The organism is Arenibacter algicola (assembly GCF_000733925.1).
In the GTDB taxonomy this organism is placed as follows: Bacteria; Bacteroidota; Bacteroidia; order Flavobacteriales; family Flavobacteriaceae; genus Arenibacter; species Arenibacter algicola.
The window spans coordinates 1-18430 of sequence record NZ_JPOO01000003.1; the positions used below are offsets into that span (position 1 = coordinate 1).

An 18430-nucleotide genomic window follows, 5' to 3' on the forward strand; every position below is an offset into this window, starting at 1 on the left:
CCAATTTTTAAGTCTATCTATTCCTTTTTTTGTTCAATTCCGCCCTTCTCATTGGCATGGAGTCTATGGTCCAAAAAGTTCTTCAGCGGAAAGCAATCCGTTTTTTTCAAGTTTATTGCCGCCATCCAGTCCAATCAATACTACTTTGAAATCCACATTTTTTCCAGCAAATTTATCGAATAGGGCAGAGGAGGAAACCCATTCATTTTGTTCGGGATCAACAGGATCCTTGATTAAGGTATAACGCTGAGGCAAAACATGATAGATCAGCATTTTTCTTTCCTTAAGTTCTCTTGGAAATTTATAAAATTCGGCAATTTGATCCTGATATTCCTTGGAATTCTCATTTTGGGACATGATTAGTAGGACCCTATTTTTCCATAGGTGTTTATTTAGATCTTGTCCATGGGCATAGTTTATCATCAGAATTCCTAAGAAAATAAAGCCGCTTCGTATTATATTATTTTGTGTTTCTACAACCATTTCTTCTTTCTAAAATAGATCAACATTCCAATGGCAATGACGATAATTACCCCCCACATAATAAAATAACTGTATTTATAATGAAGTTCCGGCACAACATCAAAGTTGGTCCCGTAAATACCGGCAATAAAGGTCAGCGGAATAAAAATCACGGAAAATACAGTCAGAAATTTCATGATGTCGTTCAGCTTGCTACTAATGGTGGTGTGATAGATGTTCAATGGTCGGACAGTATTTCCCTATAGCTATCCGAAGAGTCGCTGGCGTGATTTATGTTGTCCTGTAGCTCCTTAAAATGCATTTCCGTACTTTCCGTAATAAAATCCGATTCCATTTTTGCAAGGTTCAATATCACTTCCTTGGCTGGTTTGATATTCTTTCTCAGAAAATTCAATTCCCGTTTGTAGGAGTTGATTTCCCCAATAATCTCCTGCCTTGGTTCCAAGAGCAGACTTTCTTCCAGCATTTCAATTTTTTCCCCCAATACGCCAATAATGTAGATGTAGTTATCAATTACAATATCCAACAGGGCAAATAAGAGGTAATCCGTACCGCCGTTCCTAATTCTTCTTTTCTGTTTTCGGATCCGTTCCCTAACTGGTTCAAAGACGTCCCCTTTGGTTTCCTGAAAGGAAATCAAAATCGATTCGGTCAATATCAAACTCAGGTTTTCAACATTTATGGTATCGGAATTGGGGGCTTGTTGCAACATTTTTATGGAGATATAAATGCAGTTGTCGTATTCCTTAATCGTTGGTCTTGCCTGGGTGTTCATTACATCTGCCAAGACCATACGGTCAAAATTGAATTCATTAGCAATGCCCTCAATAATTTCGGTATTGTGGAGTCCGTCTATATTAAACCAGGTAACCGTGTCCTTTTCCTGATATTTTAATACCTCCTTTACCGTCTTTATGGTTTCTTCGGCCAGGCTATTGGCATCAAAATCTATTATTCTAAGCAGTACTTCATTAATTTTCTTATCTCCACGGAAGATAAGTTCATCAGGTGAAGTCCCTATTTCCTCCTTTGATTTTTTTAAGAATCTTGCCATTTTTATTTTTTTGTTGATCACATCGTTCTATGTTGATTGGGTTCATTTTTTAGAACCTGGCTGTTCATTTTTAGGGATTATTTCTGTATGGCCCGACTTAAAGTGAAGGTCCATTTGCGGAAAGGGTATTACAATCTTGTTTTCACTGAATTTCCGGTTGATGATCTTTCGGATATCACTTTTCACCTTCTCGATTCTAAATACGTTTTCGCTAAAAAACAGCACCTCAAAATCCAAGGAGGAATTGCCGAAATTTACAAAGCGTCCCTCTATCATTTTGCTATCATCAAAATCAGGATGTTCCAAAACACTTTCCTCCAGTATTCTGACAACAAGATCAACATCACTACCATAGGCCACTCCAACACCTATTTTGAAACGGGTTTTTTTCTTCTGGTGACTCCAATTGATGACCTTATTTGTAGTTATCAATGAATTTGGTATAATTATGGAAATATCGTTTCTGTTAAGTCCCCGCGAAGTTCTCAATCCAATTTCCTGTATTTCCACTATATCGCCATCTATTTCAAGGACGTCGTTGATTTTGATCGATTTCTCCGAAAGTAATATTATGCCAGAGATTACATCGTTGAAGGTTTGTTGCAGGCCCAATCCCACACCCACCAATAGTGCAGCGGAGCCGGCAATTAAAATGGTGACCTTGATGCCCACGGATTCCAATATAAAGCCAAAGGCAATTACCCATATAACATATTTAATGATTTGATATAGGGCATAAGTGTTTCCCTTATCCAGGTGCAACCCCTTATAGCGCCGAAATAGCGCCGATTTTATGAGCTTCAATATTACCCTTGTAATTAGAATTATTAATAGAATTATAACCAGGGTGTATACTTTTATTTTATAATCCCCAATACTGATCAGATTAAAGTCCAATAACTTACTTAGCGTATCCATTTCATTTTTTTAGGGCCACCGGATGCCTTGCCAAGAAGTTCAGCTTGTGCAGGGGGAGGGTAGGAGCGTTGGTTTTATTATACTGAAATATAGTGAAATCCCTTGAACTATCCTCAGGAAAATGAGCATTAGAGCGGAAAATGAACATCGCTTCCTTAGGTGGGTTCAGGACCAATTAAAAAGGGACAATGTTCTTATTATCCTTATTTTTTTTGGAAGGAATTAGGTTTTAGAAAAGTACTTATACCAATTCTTTAGTTCTTAAGTGGCATGGTCAAATTAGGGACAATGGTTTTCATGGCCTCCTCTGTGTCAATATAGGCCAGTAAATCCCTAAGGGAAACCACCTTAAAATCGTGATCTGATAAATACTGCAGATATTCTTTGAATAAGTTTGGCGGTGTATTTACCCATGGATGTTCCACATCCGGTACGCCGTGCAGGGTAAGCACTGTGATCTTGCCGTTTTTGGCTTCGCCCATAGCGGCTTTAATTTCACTTTTATTACCCGCATTGGTCGCCCAACTAGGGATTAAAAATGGATGGTCTGTTAAAGGGTCGTATGCCCTGCTGCCCCCGGCCCTGGCAAAACGGTAACTTTTTTCTTCCAAAAACTTAAGTACATCGGCATTTAGTCCGTAACCGGGATAGGCAAAGTTTTGTGGCGGGGTTATCCCCAGGGAATCACATTTATTTTCTATATATTCCAACTCTGCATTAAATTGTGATTGGGAGAGCTTGCTAACATTGGCATGGGTATGGGTATGATTGGCCACTTCAAAGCCCATTTTGTCCAATGCTTTTATCTGTCGCCAATTCATATACAGGGTGCTGTCCTTATAATTTGGAGGAAACTCGCATACAAAAAATGTAGCTCCAAAACCGTATTCCTTCAAAAGAGGGGCCACCACCGCATACTGACTCGCCGGGGCATCATCAAAAGTGAGCACCAGCAATTTATCGGGTATTTCCTTTTTCAATATTTGTGCATGGCCAAATAAAAAAAGATTAAGGGCAAATAGGACAAGGATGTTTTTTATCATGAAAAATTAGGTCTTGGTTAAATTTAGGAAATTTTGTTCAGTATCTATACCTACTCAATTATACCAGACAGCATATCGCTCCCTCCTTAATTCCAAGGCCAAGCCTTCCTCTATTTCCAAAGCTTCCGCTCTGGTCAGAACAGGATCTATATGATTGTATAGGCTAGGCCTTAGATAAAGCCCGTATTTCTCCACAATGTTGGACGATAATTTATGCCCCTTCTTGTTTCTATATCCGGTCTTGTGCTGTTCAAATCGCTCCTTGGGGGTTTTGGAGGTCATACCCACATAAAGGCATTCCAATACTCCGTTAAATTGGGGATTGGCAGCCCTAAACTTCGCATTCTCTGTAAATACACGTTTGGATAATTCCACAACATAGACTCGGTAAAGGGTTTTGGACATGGTAGAATATTGATATTTGGACGTAAACTAAGTAAAATTCAAATTAATTTAAAGGCAAATTTTCCATATTGCCCTCTAATTACCAATTTTTTTACGAATTTTAAGGAGTATAAAGTGCAAATCAAATCTATTGCAAATCCAAAAAATCAATCTTAATAATGAAAAAAGAATCAAACAAACCCTTACCAATCACACGAAGATCTTTTATTAGTAAAACAGGCGTTGCCGCTGCCGGAATTACCATTCTCCCGAGTAATGTTATTTCGGGATTAGGGCATAAAGCGCCCAGTGATAAACTGAATATAGTTGGGGTAGGAGTAGGAAGCATGGGGTTTGGCAACCTTAGAAATTTACAGGGCGAAAATATTGTTGGATTGTGTGATGTGGATTGGAAATATGCAAAGAATTGTTTTGATCACTTTCCTAAAGCGAAGAAATACAAGGATTTTAGAGTGATGTATGATGAGATGGGCAACGACTTTGATGCTGTTCTGGTAGCTACGGCCGATCATACCCATGCTATTGTGGCTGCCGATGCCATGGTCCGTGGAAAACACGTTTATGTGCAAAAACCGCTTACCCATTCCGTTTATGAATCCAGATTACTGACCAAATTGGCCAAGCAGCATAATGTGGCCACCCAGATGGGGAACCAAGGGGCATCTGGAGAGGGAGTGGCCAAAACCTGCGAATTAATTTGGAGTGGTGCCATAGGGGATATCACCAAGGTGGAATCCTTTACGGATAGGCCCATTTGGCCACAGGGAGTGAATCCCCCTGTCCAAGGACAATGGGTCCCCGATACTTTGGATTGGGACCTGTTTACAGGCCCTGCTGAGTTGATACCCTACAATCAAGTGTACCACCCATGGAACTGGCGAGGATGGTGGAATTACGGTACGGGGGCATTGGGGGATATGGCCTGCCATATTCTACATCCCGTATTTGAGGCCCTAAAATTGGGCTATCCAACCAAAGTTCAGGGAAGTTCCTCCCTACTCTTGAAGGACAGTGCCCCAACGGCTCAGTCCGTGCAAATGACCTTCCCCGAACGTGGAAGAAAAGGCAAGATAAAATTGCCGGAAGTAGAGGTGAACTGGTATGACGGGGGTATTAAACCAGATCTACCTGCCAATTGGCCTAGTGGCAAAAATCCTAATAAGTCTGGAGGTGGTACATTCTTTTATGGTACCAAAGGTATTATACATGCTGGATGTTATGGGCTGGATCCGGAAATATTGGGTAGGGACATGCCCAAAGTTGCTGAGACCGAGCGCCGTGTAGAAAAGGAGATGGGACTCGACTGGGGCAAAGGGGCACATGAAATGGATTGGGTAAGGGCCTGTAAGGAAAATCCGGATAATCGCAAACCCTGTACCTCCGATTTTTCAGAAGCCGGTCCCTTTAACGAAATGGTCGTTATGGGAGTACTAGCGGTAAGGTTGCAATCCTTGAATAAAATTTTGAACTGGGATGGGGAGAATATGAGATTTACCAATATAGGGCAGGATGAGACTATAAAGACTGTAATCCGTGACAATTTTGTAATGAAGGACGGACGTCCAAAATTTGAAAAGGAATGGACAGAACCATATTCTGCAAGCGAGTTTGCTGCCGAATTGATAAAACATACCTATAGGGACGGTTGGAAGTTACCGGATATGCCAGCATAAAAAATAAATTTTATCATATACAAAAGGGGAGAGGCAGAGGCTTCTTCCCTTTTCTACGTATTGGTATTATCCGGATTGCAGTTGGTCAAGGTAGCAGTGTACTTCTGGAAAGCATTGCACTTACCACTTTGCCGAAAGTCCTACTTCATGGAGTGTATGCCGATCATATTACCTTCGGTATCGCAAGCCAGAACCATAGCCCCATAATCGCCCAGGGAAACTTTGGACTTAACTACTTTTCCACCTGCAGCTTTAACCCTCGATTCTTCCATACTACAATCCTCGCTCATGAAATATACAATTGTACTGTTGTTGCCGGCTTTAAATCCATCCATTTTGACCAAGGCTCCGGAGGCACTGTTCTTGGATTCCATATTGGCCGGAAAAAATAGCATTTTCATACTGTCTTCGGCAGAAGCTGGCATGGGCATTTCATTAAGTTCAAGTTGAAATACGGTTTCGTAAAATTTTTTGGCCCGATCTAAGTCATCGACATAAATTTCGAACCAAACCACTGGGTTTACATTTTTCATAGTTTTATAATTTATTGTTTGATAAGACTTCCGGGCTTAATAAGGGCGTTCAAAATGAATGGGTCAAGGTTCATAGAACTTGGTTTAACTAATATATCAAAAAATCCCCAAACTTTGGATATAGAGCTATTAGCACTGCAAAAAGTTGGTTTGGGTTTGAAGTCTTATAGTTAGTAAGTAGTATACAGTAAACAGTAAACAGTGTTCAGTGTTCAGTGTTCAGTGTTCAAGCTAAGAGTTAGTAGTCAGTAAGCAGTTTTAAGTAGTCAGATGACAGTAATCAGTGTTCAGAGCTATGAGCCTAGACAAAAAAGAGTCCAGTTTCTAGGCTCTATTAGCAAGGGTTCTATCTCCAATACATTTATATTGCACTATCCCCTTGCTCTTAAATCTTTACAAGGATGGCCTCAACCGACATTTTGTAAGGCCATTGTGGATGATTTGCTCCTTTTTCAAATTTTATAACCAATAATTTGGTATCTTTAGGAGGCTGGTTGTCATATAAATATGACCTATGATGAGTCACTGTACGTGTACTTTTGCCCAGCGTTGACCAATTTCCCCCCCGACCTAAAACTGAGAAATTATGCCACTATTCATGGATCGACATTATATTGAAGGAGCCACTCCTGAAGAGGTGGCCAAAGCTCATCATGAAGACATGAAAATTCAATCAAGGCACCATTGCAAGGCACTGACCTATTGGCATGATGAGGAAAAGGGCGTGGCTTTTTGTCTTATTGAAGCCCCATCGGCTGCTGCCGTTCGAGGGATGCATAAAGAAGCTCACGGTCTTATACCCAACCAAATTATTGAAGTGGACAGTTCGGCCGTAGCCCAATTTCTTGGCCGGGTTATCGATCCCGAAAAAGAGGACGGTAAACCCATGACCGAGAGTCCATTTAGGGCAATTATGTTTATTGATATGGTGAGTTCCACAGATATTACCAAAGCTTTGGGCGATGCCAAGGCCCTGGACTTGGTACATAGATATCGGGATGTAGTCCGCAAGGCACTTGTAGATCACGGAGGACGCGAAGTGGATAGGGCGGGAGATGGATTTCTGACAAGTTTTAGATCGGCCTATACTGCTTCAGTCTGTGCGGTGGAAATCCAGCGACAATTATCCAAATACAATGAATCCCGAGAGGATGGGATTTTGCTCCAGGCAAGGATCGGTATTGGAGCTGGTGAACCTGTACAGGATGGTGATGCGCTTTTTGGCTCAACGGTGAATCTAGTAGCCCGTATCTGCAGTTATGGCGATTCGGGTCAAATTATAACAGCCAAGGTGGTCAAGGATCTTTGCATTGGTAAGGGTGTCTCCTTTACCTCCCTAGGTCCTAAGCTGCTGAAGGGCTTTGATGAACCTATAGATTTGGAACTTATAGAATGGTGAGATGTTTTTGAACAGTGTTTAGTATTCAGTAGGCAGGAGCCAAGAGTCTAGAAGATAGAGCCTAGACAAAAAAAGTCTAGTTTCTAGATACCAAAAGCGCAGCGGTCCAGTCTCTGATCCGTTTATCTCTCTTGGAGTCAGCTAACAATTTAGTGTTCAGTTAGTGGACAGGAGCCAATGGGCAAGAACCAAGAGCCAAGAGTCTAGAAGCTAGAGCCTAGACAAAAAAAATGTCCAATATCTTGGTTCCAATAGCGTAGCGGTCCAGTTTCTGTTCATTAAAACTGTACTATGGATGTTGCCAAAAGAAGTTACATACCCTCCACTGGTCTCGGTATTTATTTGTACTTTTTCCCTGCTAAAACAACACCCTTAAGTTGAACCTAGTTTTTAAACCACATATAATGTGGCCTAATTATTCCAAAGGCTTATCTAACTACCTCTCATTGTTGATATGTTTTGTTGGTGGGACTTTTATTTCCATGGCACAGCAAGAGATGAATATTGCTGATAGGAGTACTCTTCGCAACCAGATTGGATTACGGCACGACAATGATTTTATATTGCTGACTGATCGGTATTATACGGCTGGGCTATTTTTAACGTACAGACACCGACTTGAAATGGGCATTTTTAATTCCCAGAACGAACAGCTTAGCTTTTCCATAGGTCAGGAAATTATAACGCCCTCATATCTTATGACAGATGACGTTCAACTACTGGACCGTGCCTATGTTGGATTTTCGGCGCTTAGGTCTGGATGGTCCTATGTGGGGCGCAACCATATGATAGAGGCAAAATTACTTCTTGGAATAGCAGGCAAGGCCTCTGGAGCAGGTAGAGTACAAAGGTGGTACCACCATTATGTCATAAAAACCGAAACTCCGACCTGGGTAGGAGAAATGGAGAATAGTGTTCATTACAACCTGTACACCAAATATCTGTATGAATGGCAGTTGGCGCCAAACCCGTTTAGTATTCATATTGCGGCACAGTCCCAATTTGCATTTGGCACCAGGGATATCTACGTTCACCCGGAGTTTGTGGCTTATTTTGGAAAGAGAAACCCTTTATCCTCCAGTATAGCCCACAATCAAATTGGATCTACGGATAGTGAAGTTTTTTTTGCCCTTCGAGCTGGATATAGGGTGGTGGGACACAATGGCTTATTGGAAGGCAATGCCCTGGGCGATGATTCCGTTTTGTTGATCGACTCCAAGAATACCGTAGTATACGCTGGTTTCGATTTTCAATTCCGTTACGGGCGAAACGAATATTGGGTAGGGGTGCGCCATAATTCCCCAGAATTCGAGCACGCCAGACCCCATCAGTATGTTATACTTTCCTATACAAGGGGGTTCTAGGGCCTAGGGGCAGTTTTCAGTAATCAGTGGCTAAATCTTTAAAGTTCAAAGTTTAATGTACTAGGTATTTACGGAGATTGAGCGGAGTCCAAATCGAAGTATTGGGTTGTTAGTTATCAGTATTCAGTGGTCAGCGGCCGAAACAATGTACAGTGAACAATTTACAATTCGCAATGAACAATGCTTCAATATCTAAAAGTTGAAAGTCGTCACTTTGAGTCTAGCTGTCGTTAGACAGGCCTGCCTACCGGCAGGTAGGTAATTTTGCATAACGAACTGGAGCAAAATTGTATCGACAAGGGTTTTCAGTGAACAATTTTCAGTGAACAGTAAACAGTTTTTAGTAAGCAGTGGTCAGGAGCCATGTGTTAGGAGCAAATATACATTGGTCCAGTTTCTAGGTTCCAGAAGTGCAGCGTTCTAGATTCCTATTTCCTAATTGTTCTTGGAATTCGCTGTCAATTTAAATTATCTGGTTTTGGGAACTTTCTTATTGGGGAATATCGCTTGTAACTATCAAATACTTCGGGATCGGGACCTACAATACGTGGGTCATTGGATTTTTTGAGTTCCCCCAATAGTTCGGTTTTCAGGGCCTCTTCAATCTTTTTGAATGAGGGTGTTCCCGATAAGTTTTTTAAACAAGAAGGATCTTGCTGTACATTGTAAAGTTCATACTCTGGACGTTTATCTACGGCTAAATCGAAATAGGGCAAAATGGATTCATCCCCGTAATTTTCTATTAGATAGGCTTTTGTAGGACAATCATCTATATCGGTATAGGCACTGCCATTAATGTAGGTGTTGTTTTTATCCAGTCCGTGCATGGGAAGCAATTGTGTGGTGTCATTTTCTGTAAATTTTTGTGGAGCACCTGCTGGCCACCTGTCGGGTTTCATGTTCCAAATAAAAAGAAAATCTCCTTTTCGAATAGACCTTTGAGGGTAGCCCCAATTCAAATATCTCGACGAGGAGTGGCGTTCCCTCCCAGAATATGCCGTTCTTTCCGTTTTGGACAATACACCTCTTTCCTTTGATAGCAACAGTTCCAGTATACTTTTTCCGGTAATTGGGAGCATTCCTTTAGGGGAGGTATTGGTAACCTCAAGAATTGTCGGCGCCAAATCAATAAAACCAATGGGATCTTCCACAACCCTATTTCCTGGAAATTCCTTGGGGTACCTAACGGCAAAAGGAACATGAACACCGTACTCATAGCTATTTGCCTTGGCACGGGGAAAGGGCATGCCATTATCGGCCGTTACAATAACAATAGTATTTTCCAATTCTCCAATGTTATCCAAATATTCCAGTATTCTTTGAAGATGAAGATCAAACCATTCAATTTCAACCGCATAATCCAATAAATCTCCCCTTATCTCGTCATTATCGGGAAGAAATTCCGGGACCTCCACATCCTCCAATTTTTTGGACATGTTTTTCCAGGACCCTTTTTCATAGCTTCTATGTGGTTCATAACCGCCATACCAGAAAAAAAATGGTTTTTCCTTTTTAATATTTTCTACAAAATATCGGAAATTTCCAAAGTAATCGGTAGTGTTGATGCCTTTTGCAAATCGCTCGTCGTTTTGCTCTTCATATCTAATTTCACTATGCGAAATTCCAGCGGCATCATTTTTTCGCCAAAGCGAATCTGCTTCCGTACGGGCATATTGGAAAGGGCCAACTCCTTTTCCCGTTCTGCCTGTGGCATATCCATTTTGTTCAAGCAGATCAACAAAGGGTACATATTTATTTAACCAAGCAGAGGCATGTTGTCCGGACTGTTCATTTTGCCAATGGTGTCTGCCAGTAATAAGAGCACTTCTGGAAGGTGCACATCCAGGGGAACCGGCATAAGCGTTGGAAAAATAGACCCCCTCACGGGCTATCCTGTCAAAGGCTGGGGTTTTAACAAATTTTGATCCTTCATAACTGGTATGGAAAAATGACTGGTCATCACTTATTGCAAAAAGGATATTGGGACGCTCTTGTGCTTTGGCGTTAAAGCCCAATCCTATAATTGACGATACTGCGAAACAAAATACTATTCTTGAAATCATACTTTTCTATCGTTCAAGGCTTGCTTTATACTAGCGGCTTTGTTCATATCCGATCCCGCTAACCATATTTTTAGGGTCTTCCCCGCCAGTTTAATATTTAAATGCGTTCTGTTTCTAAATCCTGGTTCAAAGGGGACTGTCCAGAAAAACGGAATGTAACTTAGGAGAGATAGCAACCAGCCTTTGTTTAATTGGACCGACTTTAAACTGCCATAGTCATAGCTGCCATTGTTCTTTGGAGTTAGCTGGTCAACTATTTCGAACATATCTTTTTGAAGGCTAATATCCAGTTTTGGGCTATTCCTTAAAGTAATTGTTTCGTTCATGTTCTTACTGGAATTTAATTTATTTACGTGTCTTTTGCTAATAAGCTTAATAATGTGGATGTCCCAATTTTACAGGCTGCAATGGGATCCTACAGTTCCTTTTTTAATGTGAAACAATTTAAAATTAAATACAAATAATTATAGATCAATTAATTAAAGCTACAGTTTCTATCCCATCAAGCCTGCCTGGTCGGACAGACAGGCGCAGTCGAGAGGTTTTCGGCAGTTTAGTTTTAATTGAGGTCTCGACAGCGCTCGACCGGACAATCTTAACCTAAACAACTCATGAACAATTAAAAATCAATCAAACTCACCTTACTTAATAAAATACCCGGAAACCTTCCATTGGTTATCATCTATCATCTGGGTAACCGTTTCCACACTTTCATTTTTATTCTCAAACGATGTTTTAAATTGGATAACTATATACTCCCCATCAGGTGCACCAGGAAGTTCCGTATGGTATTCCGCCGAAATTACCTCCCTACTGATTACTTTACCTAAAGGCGGCACAATACCACTCAGTTGTTGCGTCCATTGTTCTTTTGTAACCGCTTTTTGAAATAGGGAAGCGGCATTATCCCAACATTGGGAGTAATTATTATCATAAATCAATCCCAGCCATTCTTTGGCATCATTAACTACTTCAGCTTTTGTTTCATTGGAAACAGTTGGCACTGATTGGGCACTTTCAATTTTTTCATTTTTCTGGTTGGATTTACAGGATAATAGCCCGGTAAAAACTAAAAGAACTAGGTATTTGTACATTGTTTTTTTCATGAATATATTATTTTTTAATGGGATACAATTCAACAGCTCAAGATTTAAATTATGGATAGATAAAAAATTTACTTTAATGTCGTAATAATTATTTGGATGCATAAGTGTTTTTCCCTGGATATGGTTTTGCAGCAAGTCATTGGTTGTTTTTATATAGTTCAATTGCCTTTAAATATTTCAACCCCCCTGTCTTTGTTTGGTCGTATAGAAACCCATTCAATTCAGGATGATTTTCTTCAATCCAGTTGACTAGTCTATCTCTGTTTTTAACAAATATAGAATCATTGAAGATAACGTATACTGTTGTTTCAAGACCGATAATTTTATCATTATCAAATCGGATAATTTGATTAGTGACAATCGGTTCTTGGTGAAGAAATGAAATTCTTTTATCGATTTTCGAAATTTTTGCTTTGACAATTTCATCTTCTTGCTCTATCTGAAGGATTTTGTATGTTGTGTCAAATATTGAATCCCATTTCAACCATTGAACGTATTCGTTAAGAGTAAATGTCTTTTCATAGTTATATTCGGTTTCTTTGGTCACTAGGCTATCAGCCAACAAAAGAGCCATTTCTGAATGATTGGAACTATCCAAAGCCTTATAATATTTTCTAGCAATTCCAAGTTTGTCAATTTCCTTTCCAGAATTTTTACAGGATAAAAATCCGACTATTAACAGTAATGAAAGTATAACGCTTTTGTTCATTCGTATTGTTTATGGGTAATGTGCTGTGACGGTCTTGATAAAATTCGCTTTAATGTATATTATCTATAGTTAGTTGCTTTAATAAATGGGTTTTCGTACCAAATTACACCTAAACCTTCACTATTCGTCCCATAGTTTTCCTCACAAGTGAGAACATCCAGGTCGCCATCTCCATCTAAATCCAGTAGCTCTATCCTATCAAACTTAATACCTTTTGGCCCACTGAGTTCATGCCAATCCCATATGGGATCATTTGGATTATCTCTGTACGATAACCAATATATTCCTGATTTATTTGGATCGTTCAATGTATTTGTGGAGTGTACAATATCAGGATTTCCATCCCCATCAATATCACCAACTTTGACGGCCTTTGCTCTTCCAGTGATATTTGGAATATCAATATTATAACTATTCCATTCCAAACCATTTTTGTTTAACCGCTTCATGTAAACAATTTTTTGGTGGGTATATTCAGTAACAATGGCATCTTCAAGTCCATCACCATCCATATCGGCCATGTCCATGAACATAACCTCTAAACCCTGACAACCAATAAAATGATTATCCCACTCTTTTTTTTGATTTTCAATTTTACCAGGATTCTCCAACCATCGAACCCCTTTGGTTGCACCTGGTTTGCGATCGGAGGTAACTATATCCAAGTCCCCATCATTATCCATATCCCTGATAATGATGGACATAATCCATGTTGCTGAACCAATGGGATACCATTTCCAGTCAGAAAGATTTCTAGAATTTCTTGGTGCTTGAAACCAACCGATTTTCGCATCTTTGTTTTTTGAACCGACCACTAAATCAATTCCATTTTTCCCATCTATTTGGGCAGGGAAGGCAAACATCCATTGCATAAGACCATCAGATGCTGGGAGGGTCTGGGTATTCCATTTTGAGGAATCCAGATAGTTAAGGGGATCGGTGGGAGCCCAGTTGAAATAGATTTTTCTATTTTTCCCTTCTGTACTACTTACCACATCCATCCTTCCATCATCATCAATGTCAACAAAAACGGCATCTTCAACATCAGGAGTCTTGCCCACTATGACCGCTGGCCATTTTTGCTTTGCTAAATTGTAGCCTGGATGAACATAAACCTTAGTATATCCACCTTCTTCCCAGCCAGTAGTAATATCCATCAGGTTGTCATTATTTACGTCGGCTAATCTTACTCCGTCAGCCCCACTTAATGTAGAATCGATCACATGCCTATTCCAAATGTTGTCTTGAGCCTGTAGGGACAAAGTCATAATGGTTACTAAAAACAAGAAAAGTAAAAATCTGTCCATATTTTCAAATTAGGTTAGTAGTGGCAACCCGCCAGACCAGCTTGTCGGGCTGGTTACTTATAGCTATTATTGTGTTGCGTATTTTACCATTCTCTTATTTTTCCTTGATGCCAAAAGTTTCCACTTTTAGGCATTTTATCCAATAAATTTTTAATGTCATGAGCAACTTCAGAGGGTTTTCTTGAAGCTTCCCTTCCACCCATATCGGTTTTAGTCCATCCAGGATCAATAGACGAAACAATTATATTATGTTTTTCAAGTCTTTTTGCCAGTAGTTTTGTATACATATTCAAGGCAGATTTTGACATTTTATAATGTGGTTGAAATTCATCAAAATTCTTTTCGCTGAACGAACCCCAATCTGAAGTAACATTAATTATGTGTCCGCTTTTGTTAATATTAGAAATCAGTTTTTCAGTTAATTCAATTGTTCCGAATAGATTTACATTAAATGTCTGTTTTAATTGTTCGAAGTTGATTGCTGATTCATCCCATTTTTCTGTAGCCTTCCCCTTTTTGTAGGCTTCCCTAAAAATAGGACAGTATAAAATTCGAATTTATTAATTTTAAATTTTAACTGTCACATGAAAAGAACAAAATTTACGGAAAGCCAGATTGTCAAGGCACTAAGGGAAAACGAACAGGGAAGATCCGTTGGCGATATTTCCAGGGAACTGGGTATCGACAAAAGTACATTTTACTACTGGCGCAAGAAATACGGAGGTATGGAGCAGCAGCAACTGAAACGTCTAAAGGAGCTCGAAGAAGAGAACAATAGGCTAAAACAAATGTATGCGGATGTTAGTCTGGACAATAAAATGTTAAAGGACGTTTTGTCAAAAAAGTTCTAAGGCCTTCCGACAAGAGAGTTCGAGCAAAATATCTCATCAAACAATATACGGTTCCCATATTACGTGCGTGTAAACTTGTTGATTTAAGCAGATCAATGTGGTATTACCAAAGTAGACGGGATGACAGCGAAGTCATCGACAAGCTAACCGAGTTGGCCGAATCATATCCGACCCGGGGTTTTGATGAGTATTATCATAAGATCCGTCGTGAGGGCCTAAAATGGAATCGAAAGCGTGTGTTGCGTGTGTACCGCAATATGAAGCTGGGCCTTAGGCGCAAGCACAAGAAACGTTTGGTAAAACGTGTAAAGCAACCCTTGGAAGCACCTTCACAGCTCAATGAATGCTGGAGCATGGACTTTATGAGCGATGCGCTTAGCGATGGCAGAAAAGTACGCGTATTCAACGTTATTGACGACTGTAACCGTGAAGCTATCGCCATTGATGCCGGACTATCCTATCCGGCACGGGCGGTCATTGAAACATTGGAAAACCTGAAAGAAGATATAGGGACTCCCAAATATATAAGATGTGATAACGGACCGGAATTTATCTCAAAGACATTTATGAACTGGTGTAAAAAGAACTTTATAGAAATCAAATACACCCAACCTGGAAAACCGATGCAGAACGGATACATAGAACGGTTCAACCGCTTTTTTAGAGAAGACATATTGGACGCTTATTATTTTAATGACGTATATCAGCTCCAAAAGATAAGCGATAACTGGCGGGAGGACTATAATTTTAACCACCCACATAAATCTCTGGGCAATAAATCGCCCAAAGAATATATGCCCAGATTTGATGAAGAATTTAAATTCTTCATCAAATCTGACCTAAACAACAATTATTTATCGAATTTAGAGGTGTCCTAAAAAGGGGAAGGCTACACCTTGTAAGCAATATAATCATCCAAAGTAAGAGCGTTATCATTAGCGTTTTCGTTTAAGCATATTTGCTGTTTGAAATGTCTGGTAAGAAAAACATACATCTCGGTGGGTGTCATTTTGTTAAAATCAGTAGGGCTAGTAGCAAATAGGTTTTTGATGTAAGTCAAGTCTGCCTTGCTTAAATACTTCTTCCATTGTGTAATTTGGGTTCTACGGTTGATAATATCTTCTGCCATTTCTCCGGGAATATTTAGGTTTTCCTTTATCAGTAATTCACTAGCTGATAGGGCTTGTTTTGCTTTTGTTAATGAGTCAAAAAACACTTTTCCAAAAGCGTGGTGGGTTCCAAATAGATATGAAACGTGATTGTGATTGGAAGAGGTTACCTCAAATAATACCGTATTGATTGTGTCAGAATCTGTTTTGCTCTTTACTTGAGCTACCCCAAATTGAAACGTTAGCACCAAAACAAAAGCCACAGAATAAATGCGTCTTTTTATTGTGTGTTCCATATTACTCTATGATTGTTTTGTTCGTTCAGCAGGGTTAAGTGAGGTTTAGGGGTGCTTCCGTCAAAAATCAATTGCGATGAAAACAATAATTTTACTTTGTTCCATAATGCTACCCAATGAGGGGTATATGGTTCGCTTTGTTGTAGAATGATTTTGCGTTTTCCACTGGCATTAATTATATCAAAAGACCTTCTGCCCCAATATGAAAGCAGCAACTCTTCATTAGAATAGTCTGCGTCAAATACTTGATTTCTGTTCATTGGTGCATTTTCCACAGCAGGGTCAATGAGGTCACCCATTGTTTAATGATGTTTCCATTTTGTTGTACTAAATAGCAAGAGTTTTCACCCAATAAAAGGATTTTGTTATGCTCAACTGCTCGAATTTTCTTTATGGGATTGTCAAATTCGAAATACTCGGTAGGTTGTTCTCCTTTTTCCAAGCTATATATTTCAGGGTATTTTCCGAAAACCATTTGATTGTCAGAAAGCATAAAAAATCCACCCTCTCCAATCTTGTAATCGTCTTTGAACCAATCCCAAATAATCTTTGGTTGCGAACCATTTGCAGATTTTAAAACCCTTATATGAAATTCATCGGATGCTTTCAAAAACCGCCTTTCTATAATATAGATTTCATTTTGCTTAGTATAGAGCATATAGTCACTTGCAGCGTACTCGGATTGAATATATGCTTTTGGTTCATACCCTTTCGTCCAAATCATAACACAGGCAAAATGGTTTGGGTCGTTTATTGGGATTATATACGACCATAGAACATTCTCTCCAATAGTAACCATATTTCCTGTTGGGTGTGCAAATGCAAACGATGTGAGGAAAAATAGCACAGAGCCTAATATTGTTGTATTAATATTTCGTGTTTTCATTTTTTCAAATTTATGCCCACCCATGGAGATGTGGAGTTATGGGTTCTATAGCGCATAAAAGCAAACTATAATCCTATTACTAGTAAAAAATTTTTGTTGATGTAAAGCGGGGGGAATACTTCAGCCAAGCTTATGCTTACAGCATTCTAATATAGCCATAATAAGCATTTGGTTTTGCTTAATCGATGAAATACGATTTTATACGATGAATGGTGTTTCAGGTTCAAGGTTTATAATTAGTTGGCAGTAGCAGTTTGCTAAGGGCGGAATGAGTTCAAGGTTCAATGTTCAAAGTTTCCCATGTTCAAAGTCTTGACCGGAGATTGAGCCTGCCTATCGGCAGACGGGCGGAGTCGAAATCGGAGTTAGTTGAGAGTTCAAGGTTCAAATTTTTTATTGAGTTGGCAGTTGCAGTAGGCAGACTAGCTAACAAATGGGTAGGGCATGGTGGTCTAGGAAGTTTAGGGGTTTTGCATCTACCGTACTAACCATTTTTCAATAATAAATAATAATCTCTTATTTTCTTATCAAATTTTTCAATGGCGTATCTCAAGGTTACCCGTGGCATTATAGCTGCGTATTTGTCTAGAAATGCTTTTAGTCTAGCCTCATCCCTTTTTCCGGCTTCCCTAACCCAACTTCCCACTGCTTTTTGTACATACTCGTTTGTATCGGTAACAAGAATTTCTGCTATGCCAAAGGTGTCTTCTATATCATTTTTACGAATAAAATAGTATGTGCTGACAATTGCCGTTCTTCTTTGCATGGCATCTTTGGATTTGGCCATATCATACAATGGATTTCTGTCTTTATCGTACAAATAGCCTCCAACTACGTATGGGGCAGCTCTGTCTACCAATCCCCAATCGTTAATCCATTTGTGATTATTTATATATGCATTGTATATTTTTTTCTTCTCTACTAAAGTGGTCTTCTTATTTCGGGCTTTCCAATCTAAAATAGATATGGCACCAAGTCGGTGATCGTAATTATCAACTTTAAGTAATTTGACGACCTCGATCACTGGCATGGATTGAAATTCCTTTGCCAGAGAAAATATTTCCCGTTTAGGAATATTACCCGAATATTCCTGGCCAATAGTAATCAAAATGCCAATAAATTCCTTAGCGGTCATTTAATATGGTTTTGAGGATTACCCATACACTGGTTTTTAACATTATATATTGGAATCTTTAGGACTACCTAAATATAGATAAAACTTAAACATGAA

The 18430-nt window shown here is 39.5% G+C and carries 22 protein-coding genes; 5 read left to right on the forward strand and 17 right to left on the reverse strand.

Annotation, left to right across the window (positions count from 1 at the left end; translation table 11 throughout):
- Nucleotides 1-63 precede the first annotated feature (63 nt).
- The 6 genes from U735_RS0110100 to U735_RS0110125 all read right to left on the reverse strand — a co-directional run bounded on the left by U735_RS0110100 (nt 64) and on the right by U735_RS0110125 (nt 3903).
- Entirely contained in the window at nt 64-483 is a 420-nt protein-coding gene (locus U735_RS0110100) for a DUF4174 domain-containing protein (RefSeq protein ID WP_031443708.1), read from the reverse strand.
- Nucleotides 474-704, reverse strand: a complete 231-nt coding sequence (locus U735_RS26070) for a CorA family divalent cation transporter (RefSeq protein WP_198036639.1) — start codon at nt 702-704, stop codon at nt 474-476. The genes U735_RS0110100 and U735_RS26070 overlap by 10 nt, the downstream gene beginning before the upstream one ends.
- Nucleotides 701-1537 (reverse strand): CorA family divalent cation transporter, encoded by an 837-nt coding sequence (locus U735_RS24550; protein WP_198036640.1) that lies wholly within the window; start codon nt 1535-1537, stop codon nt 701-703. The genes U735_RS26070 and U735_RS24550 overlap by 4 nt, the downstream gene beginning before the upstream one ends.
- Before the next feature lie 42 nt (nt 1538-1579).
- Nucleotides 1580-2455, reverse strand: coding sequence for a mechanosensitive ion channel family protein (locus U735_RS0110110; protein ID WP_034248148.1), 876 nt, complete (start codon nt 2453-2455; stop codon nt 1580-1582).
- Nucleotides 2456-2709: 254 nt separating this feature from the next.
- Nucleotides 2710-3498: a polysaccharide deacetylase family protein gene (locus U735_RS0110120; protein WP_031443703.1), complete on the reverse strand. Its 789-nt coding sequence runs from the start codon at nt 3496-3498 to the stop codon at nt 2710-2712.
- A gap of 54 nt (nt 3499-3552) precedes the next feature.
- Nucleotides 3553-3903, reverse strand: coding sequence for a ribose-5-phosphate isomerase (locus U735_RS0110125; RefSeq protein WP_031443704.1), 351 nt, complete (start codon nt 3901-3903; stop codon nt 3553-3555).
- 158 nt (nt 3904-4061) lie between these two features.
- Between U735_RS0110125 and U735_RS0110130 the strand changes: the two genes are divergently transcribed.
- Nucleotides 4062-5576, forward strand: coding sequence for a Gfo/Idh/MocA family protein (locus tag U735_RS0110130; protein WP_031443709.1), 1515 nt, complete (start codon nt 4062-4064; stop codon nt 5574-5576).
- 140 nt (nt 5577-5716) lie between these two features.
- On the opposite strand, the gene U735_RS0110135 is transcribed toward U735_RS0110130, so the two are convergent.
- Nucleotides 5717-6109: a VOC family protein gene (locus U735_RS0110135; protein WP_031443710.1), complete on the reverse strand. Its 393-nt coding sequence runs from the start codon at nt 6107-6109 to the stop codon at nt 5717-5719.
- Between the two features lie 586 nt (nt 6110-6695).
- Here U735_RS0110135 and U735_RS0110140 point away from each other — a divergent pair.
- Entirely contained in the window at nt 6696-7508 is an 813-nt protein-coding gene (locus U735_RS0110140; protein WP_031443711.1) for a nickel-binding protein, read from the forward strand.
- A 404-nt stretch (nt 7509-7912) separates the two neighbouring features.
- Nucleotides 7913-8872, forward strand: a complete 960-nt coding sequence (locus U735_RS0110145; protein WP_031443712.1) for a lipid A deacylase LpxR family protein — start codon at nt 7913-7915, stop codon at nt 8870-8872.
- A 458-nt stretch (nt 8873-9330) separates the two neighbouring features.
- Here the strand turns inward: U735_RS0110145 and U735_RS0110150 are convergent, their stop codons facing one another.
- The 6 genes from U735_RS0110150 to U735_RS0110175 all read right to left on the reverse strand — a co-directional run bounded on the left by U735_RS0110150 (nt 9331) and on the right by U735_RS0110175 (nt 14614).
- Entirely contained in the window at nt 9331-10935 is a 1605-nt protein-coding gene (locus tag U735_RS0110150; protein WP_031443713.1) for a sulfatase family protein, read from the reverse strand.
- The gene (locus U735_RS0110155) at nt 10932-11261 is read right to left on the reverse strand and encodes a hypothetical protein (RefSeq protein WP_031443714.1); all 330 of its coding nucleotides are present in this window, start codon (nt 11259-11261) and stop codon (nt 10932-10934) included. The genes U735_RS0110150 and U735_RS0110155 overlap by 4 nt, the downstream gene beginning before the upstream one ends.
- Before the next feature lie 315 nt (nt 11262-11576).
- Nucleotides 11577-12041: a DUF4019 domain-containing protein gene (locus U735_RS24995; protein WP_103103995.1), complete on the reverse strand. Its 465-nt coding sequence runs from the start codon at nt 12039-12041 to the stop codon at nt 11577-11579.
- A gap of 136 nt (nt 12042-12177) precedes the next feature.
- Complete coding sequence (locus U735_RS0110165; protein WP_031443716.1) at nt 12178-12750, reverse strand: hypothetical protein; 573 nt, start codon at nt 12748-12750, stop codon at nt 12178-12180.
- Between the two features lie 59 nt (nt 12751-12809).
- On the reverse strand, nt 12810-14057 hold the full coding sequence (locus tag U735_RS0110170) for an FG-GAP repeat domain-containing protein (protein WP_031443717.1): 1248 nt from the start codon (nt 14055-14057) through the stop codon (nt 12810-12812).
- Nucleotides 14058-14140: 83 nt separating this feature from the next.
- Entirely contained in the window at nt 14141-14614 is a 474-nt protein-coding gene (locus U735_RS0110175) for an SDR family NAD(P)-dependent oxidoreductase (protein WP_316933040.1), read from the reverse strand.
- Between the two features lie 27 nt (nt 14615-14641).
- Here U735_RS0110175 and U735_RS25740 point away from each other — a divergent pair, with 27 nt between their 5' ends.
- Both U735_RS25740 and U735_RS25570 read left to right on the forward strand, forming a co-directional pair.
- Nucleotides 14642-14908, forward strand: coding sequence for a transposase (locus U735_RS25740; protein WP_031443010.1), 267 nt, complete (start codon nt 14642-14644; stop codon nt 14906-14908).
- 35 nt (nt 14909-14943) lie between these two features.
- Entirely contained in the window at nt 14944-15786 is an 843-nt protein-coding gene (locus U735_RS25570) for an IS3 family transposase (protein WP_232233225.1), read from the forward strand.
- An 11-nt stretch (nt 15787-15797) separates the two neighbouring features.
- On the opposite strand, the gene U735_RS24555 is transcribed toward U735_RS25570, so the two are convergent.
- The 4 genes from U735_RS24555 to U735_RS0110205 all read right to left on the reverse strand — a co-directional run bounded on the left by U735_RS24555 (nt 15798) and on the right by U735_RS0110205 (nt 18334).
- Entirely contained in the window at nt 15798-16313 is a 516-nt protein-coding gene (locus tag U735_RS24555) for a TraB/GumN family protein (RefSeq protein ID WP_051892046.1), read from the reverse strand.
- The gene (locus tag U735_RS25000) at nt 16298-16612 is read right to left on the reverse strand and encodes a hypothetical protein (protein ID WP_157365019.1); all 315 of its coding nucleotides are present in this window, start codon (nt 16610-16612) and stop codon (nt 16298-16300) included. The genes U735_RS24555 and U735_RS25000 overlap by 16 nt, the downstream gene beginning before the upstream one ends.
- On the reverse strand, nt 16570-17199 hold the full coding sequence (locus U735_RS24560; RefSeq protein WP_146032811.1) for a hypothetical protein: 630 nt from the start codon (nt 17197-17199) through the stop codon (nt 16570-16572). Before U735_RS24560 ends, U735_RS25000 begins: the two co-directional genes overlap by 43 nt.
- A gap of 484 nt (nt 17200-17683) precedes the next feature.
- Nucleotides 17684-18334 (reverse strand): DNA alkylation repair protein, encoded by a 651-nt coding sequence (locus tag U735_RS0110205; protein WP_051892055.1) that lies wholly within the window; start codon nt 18332-18334, stop codon nt 17684-17686.
- Between the last annotated feature and the right edge of the window lie 96 nt (nt 18335-18430).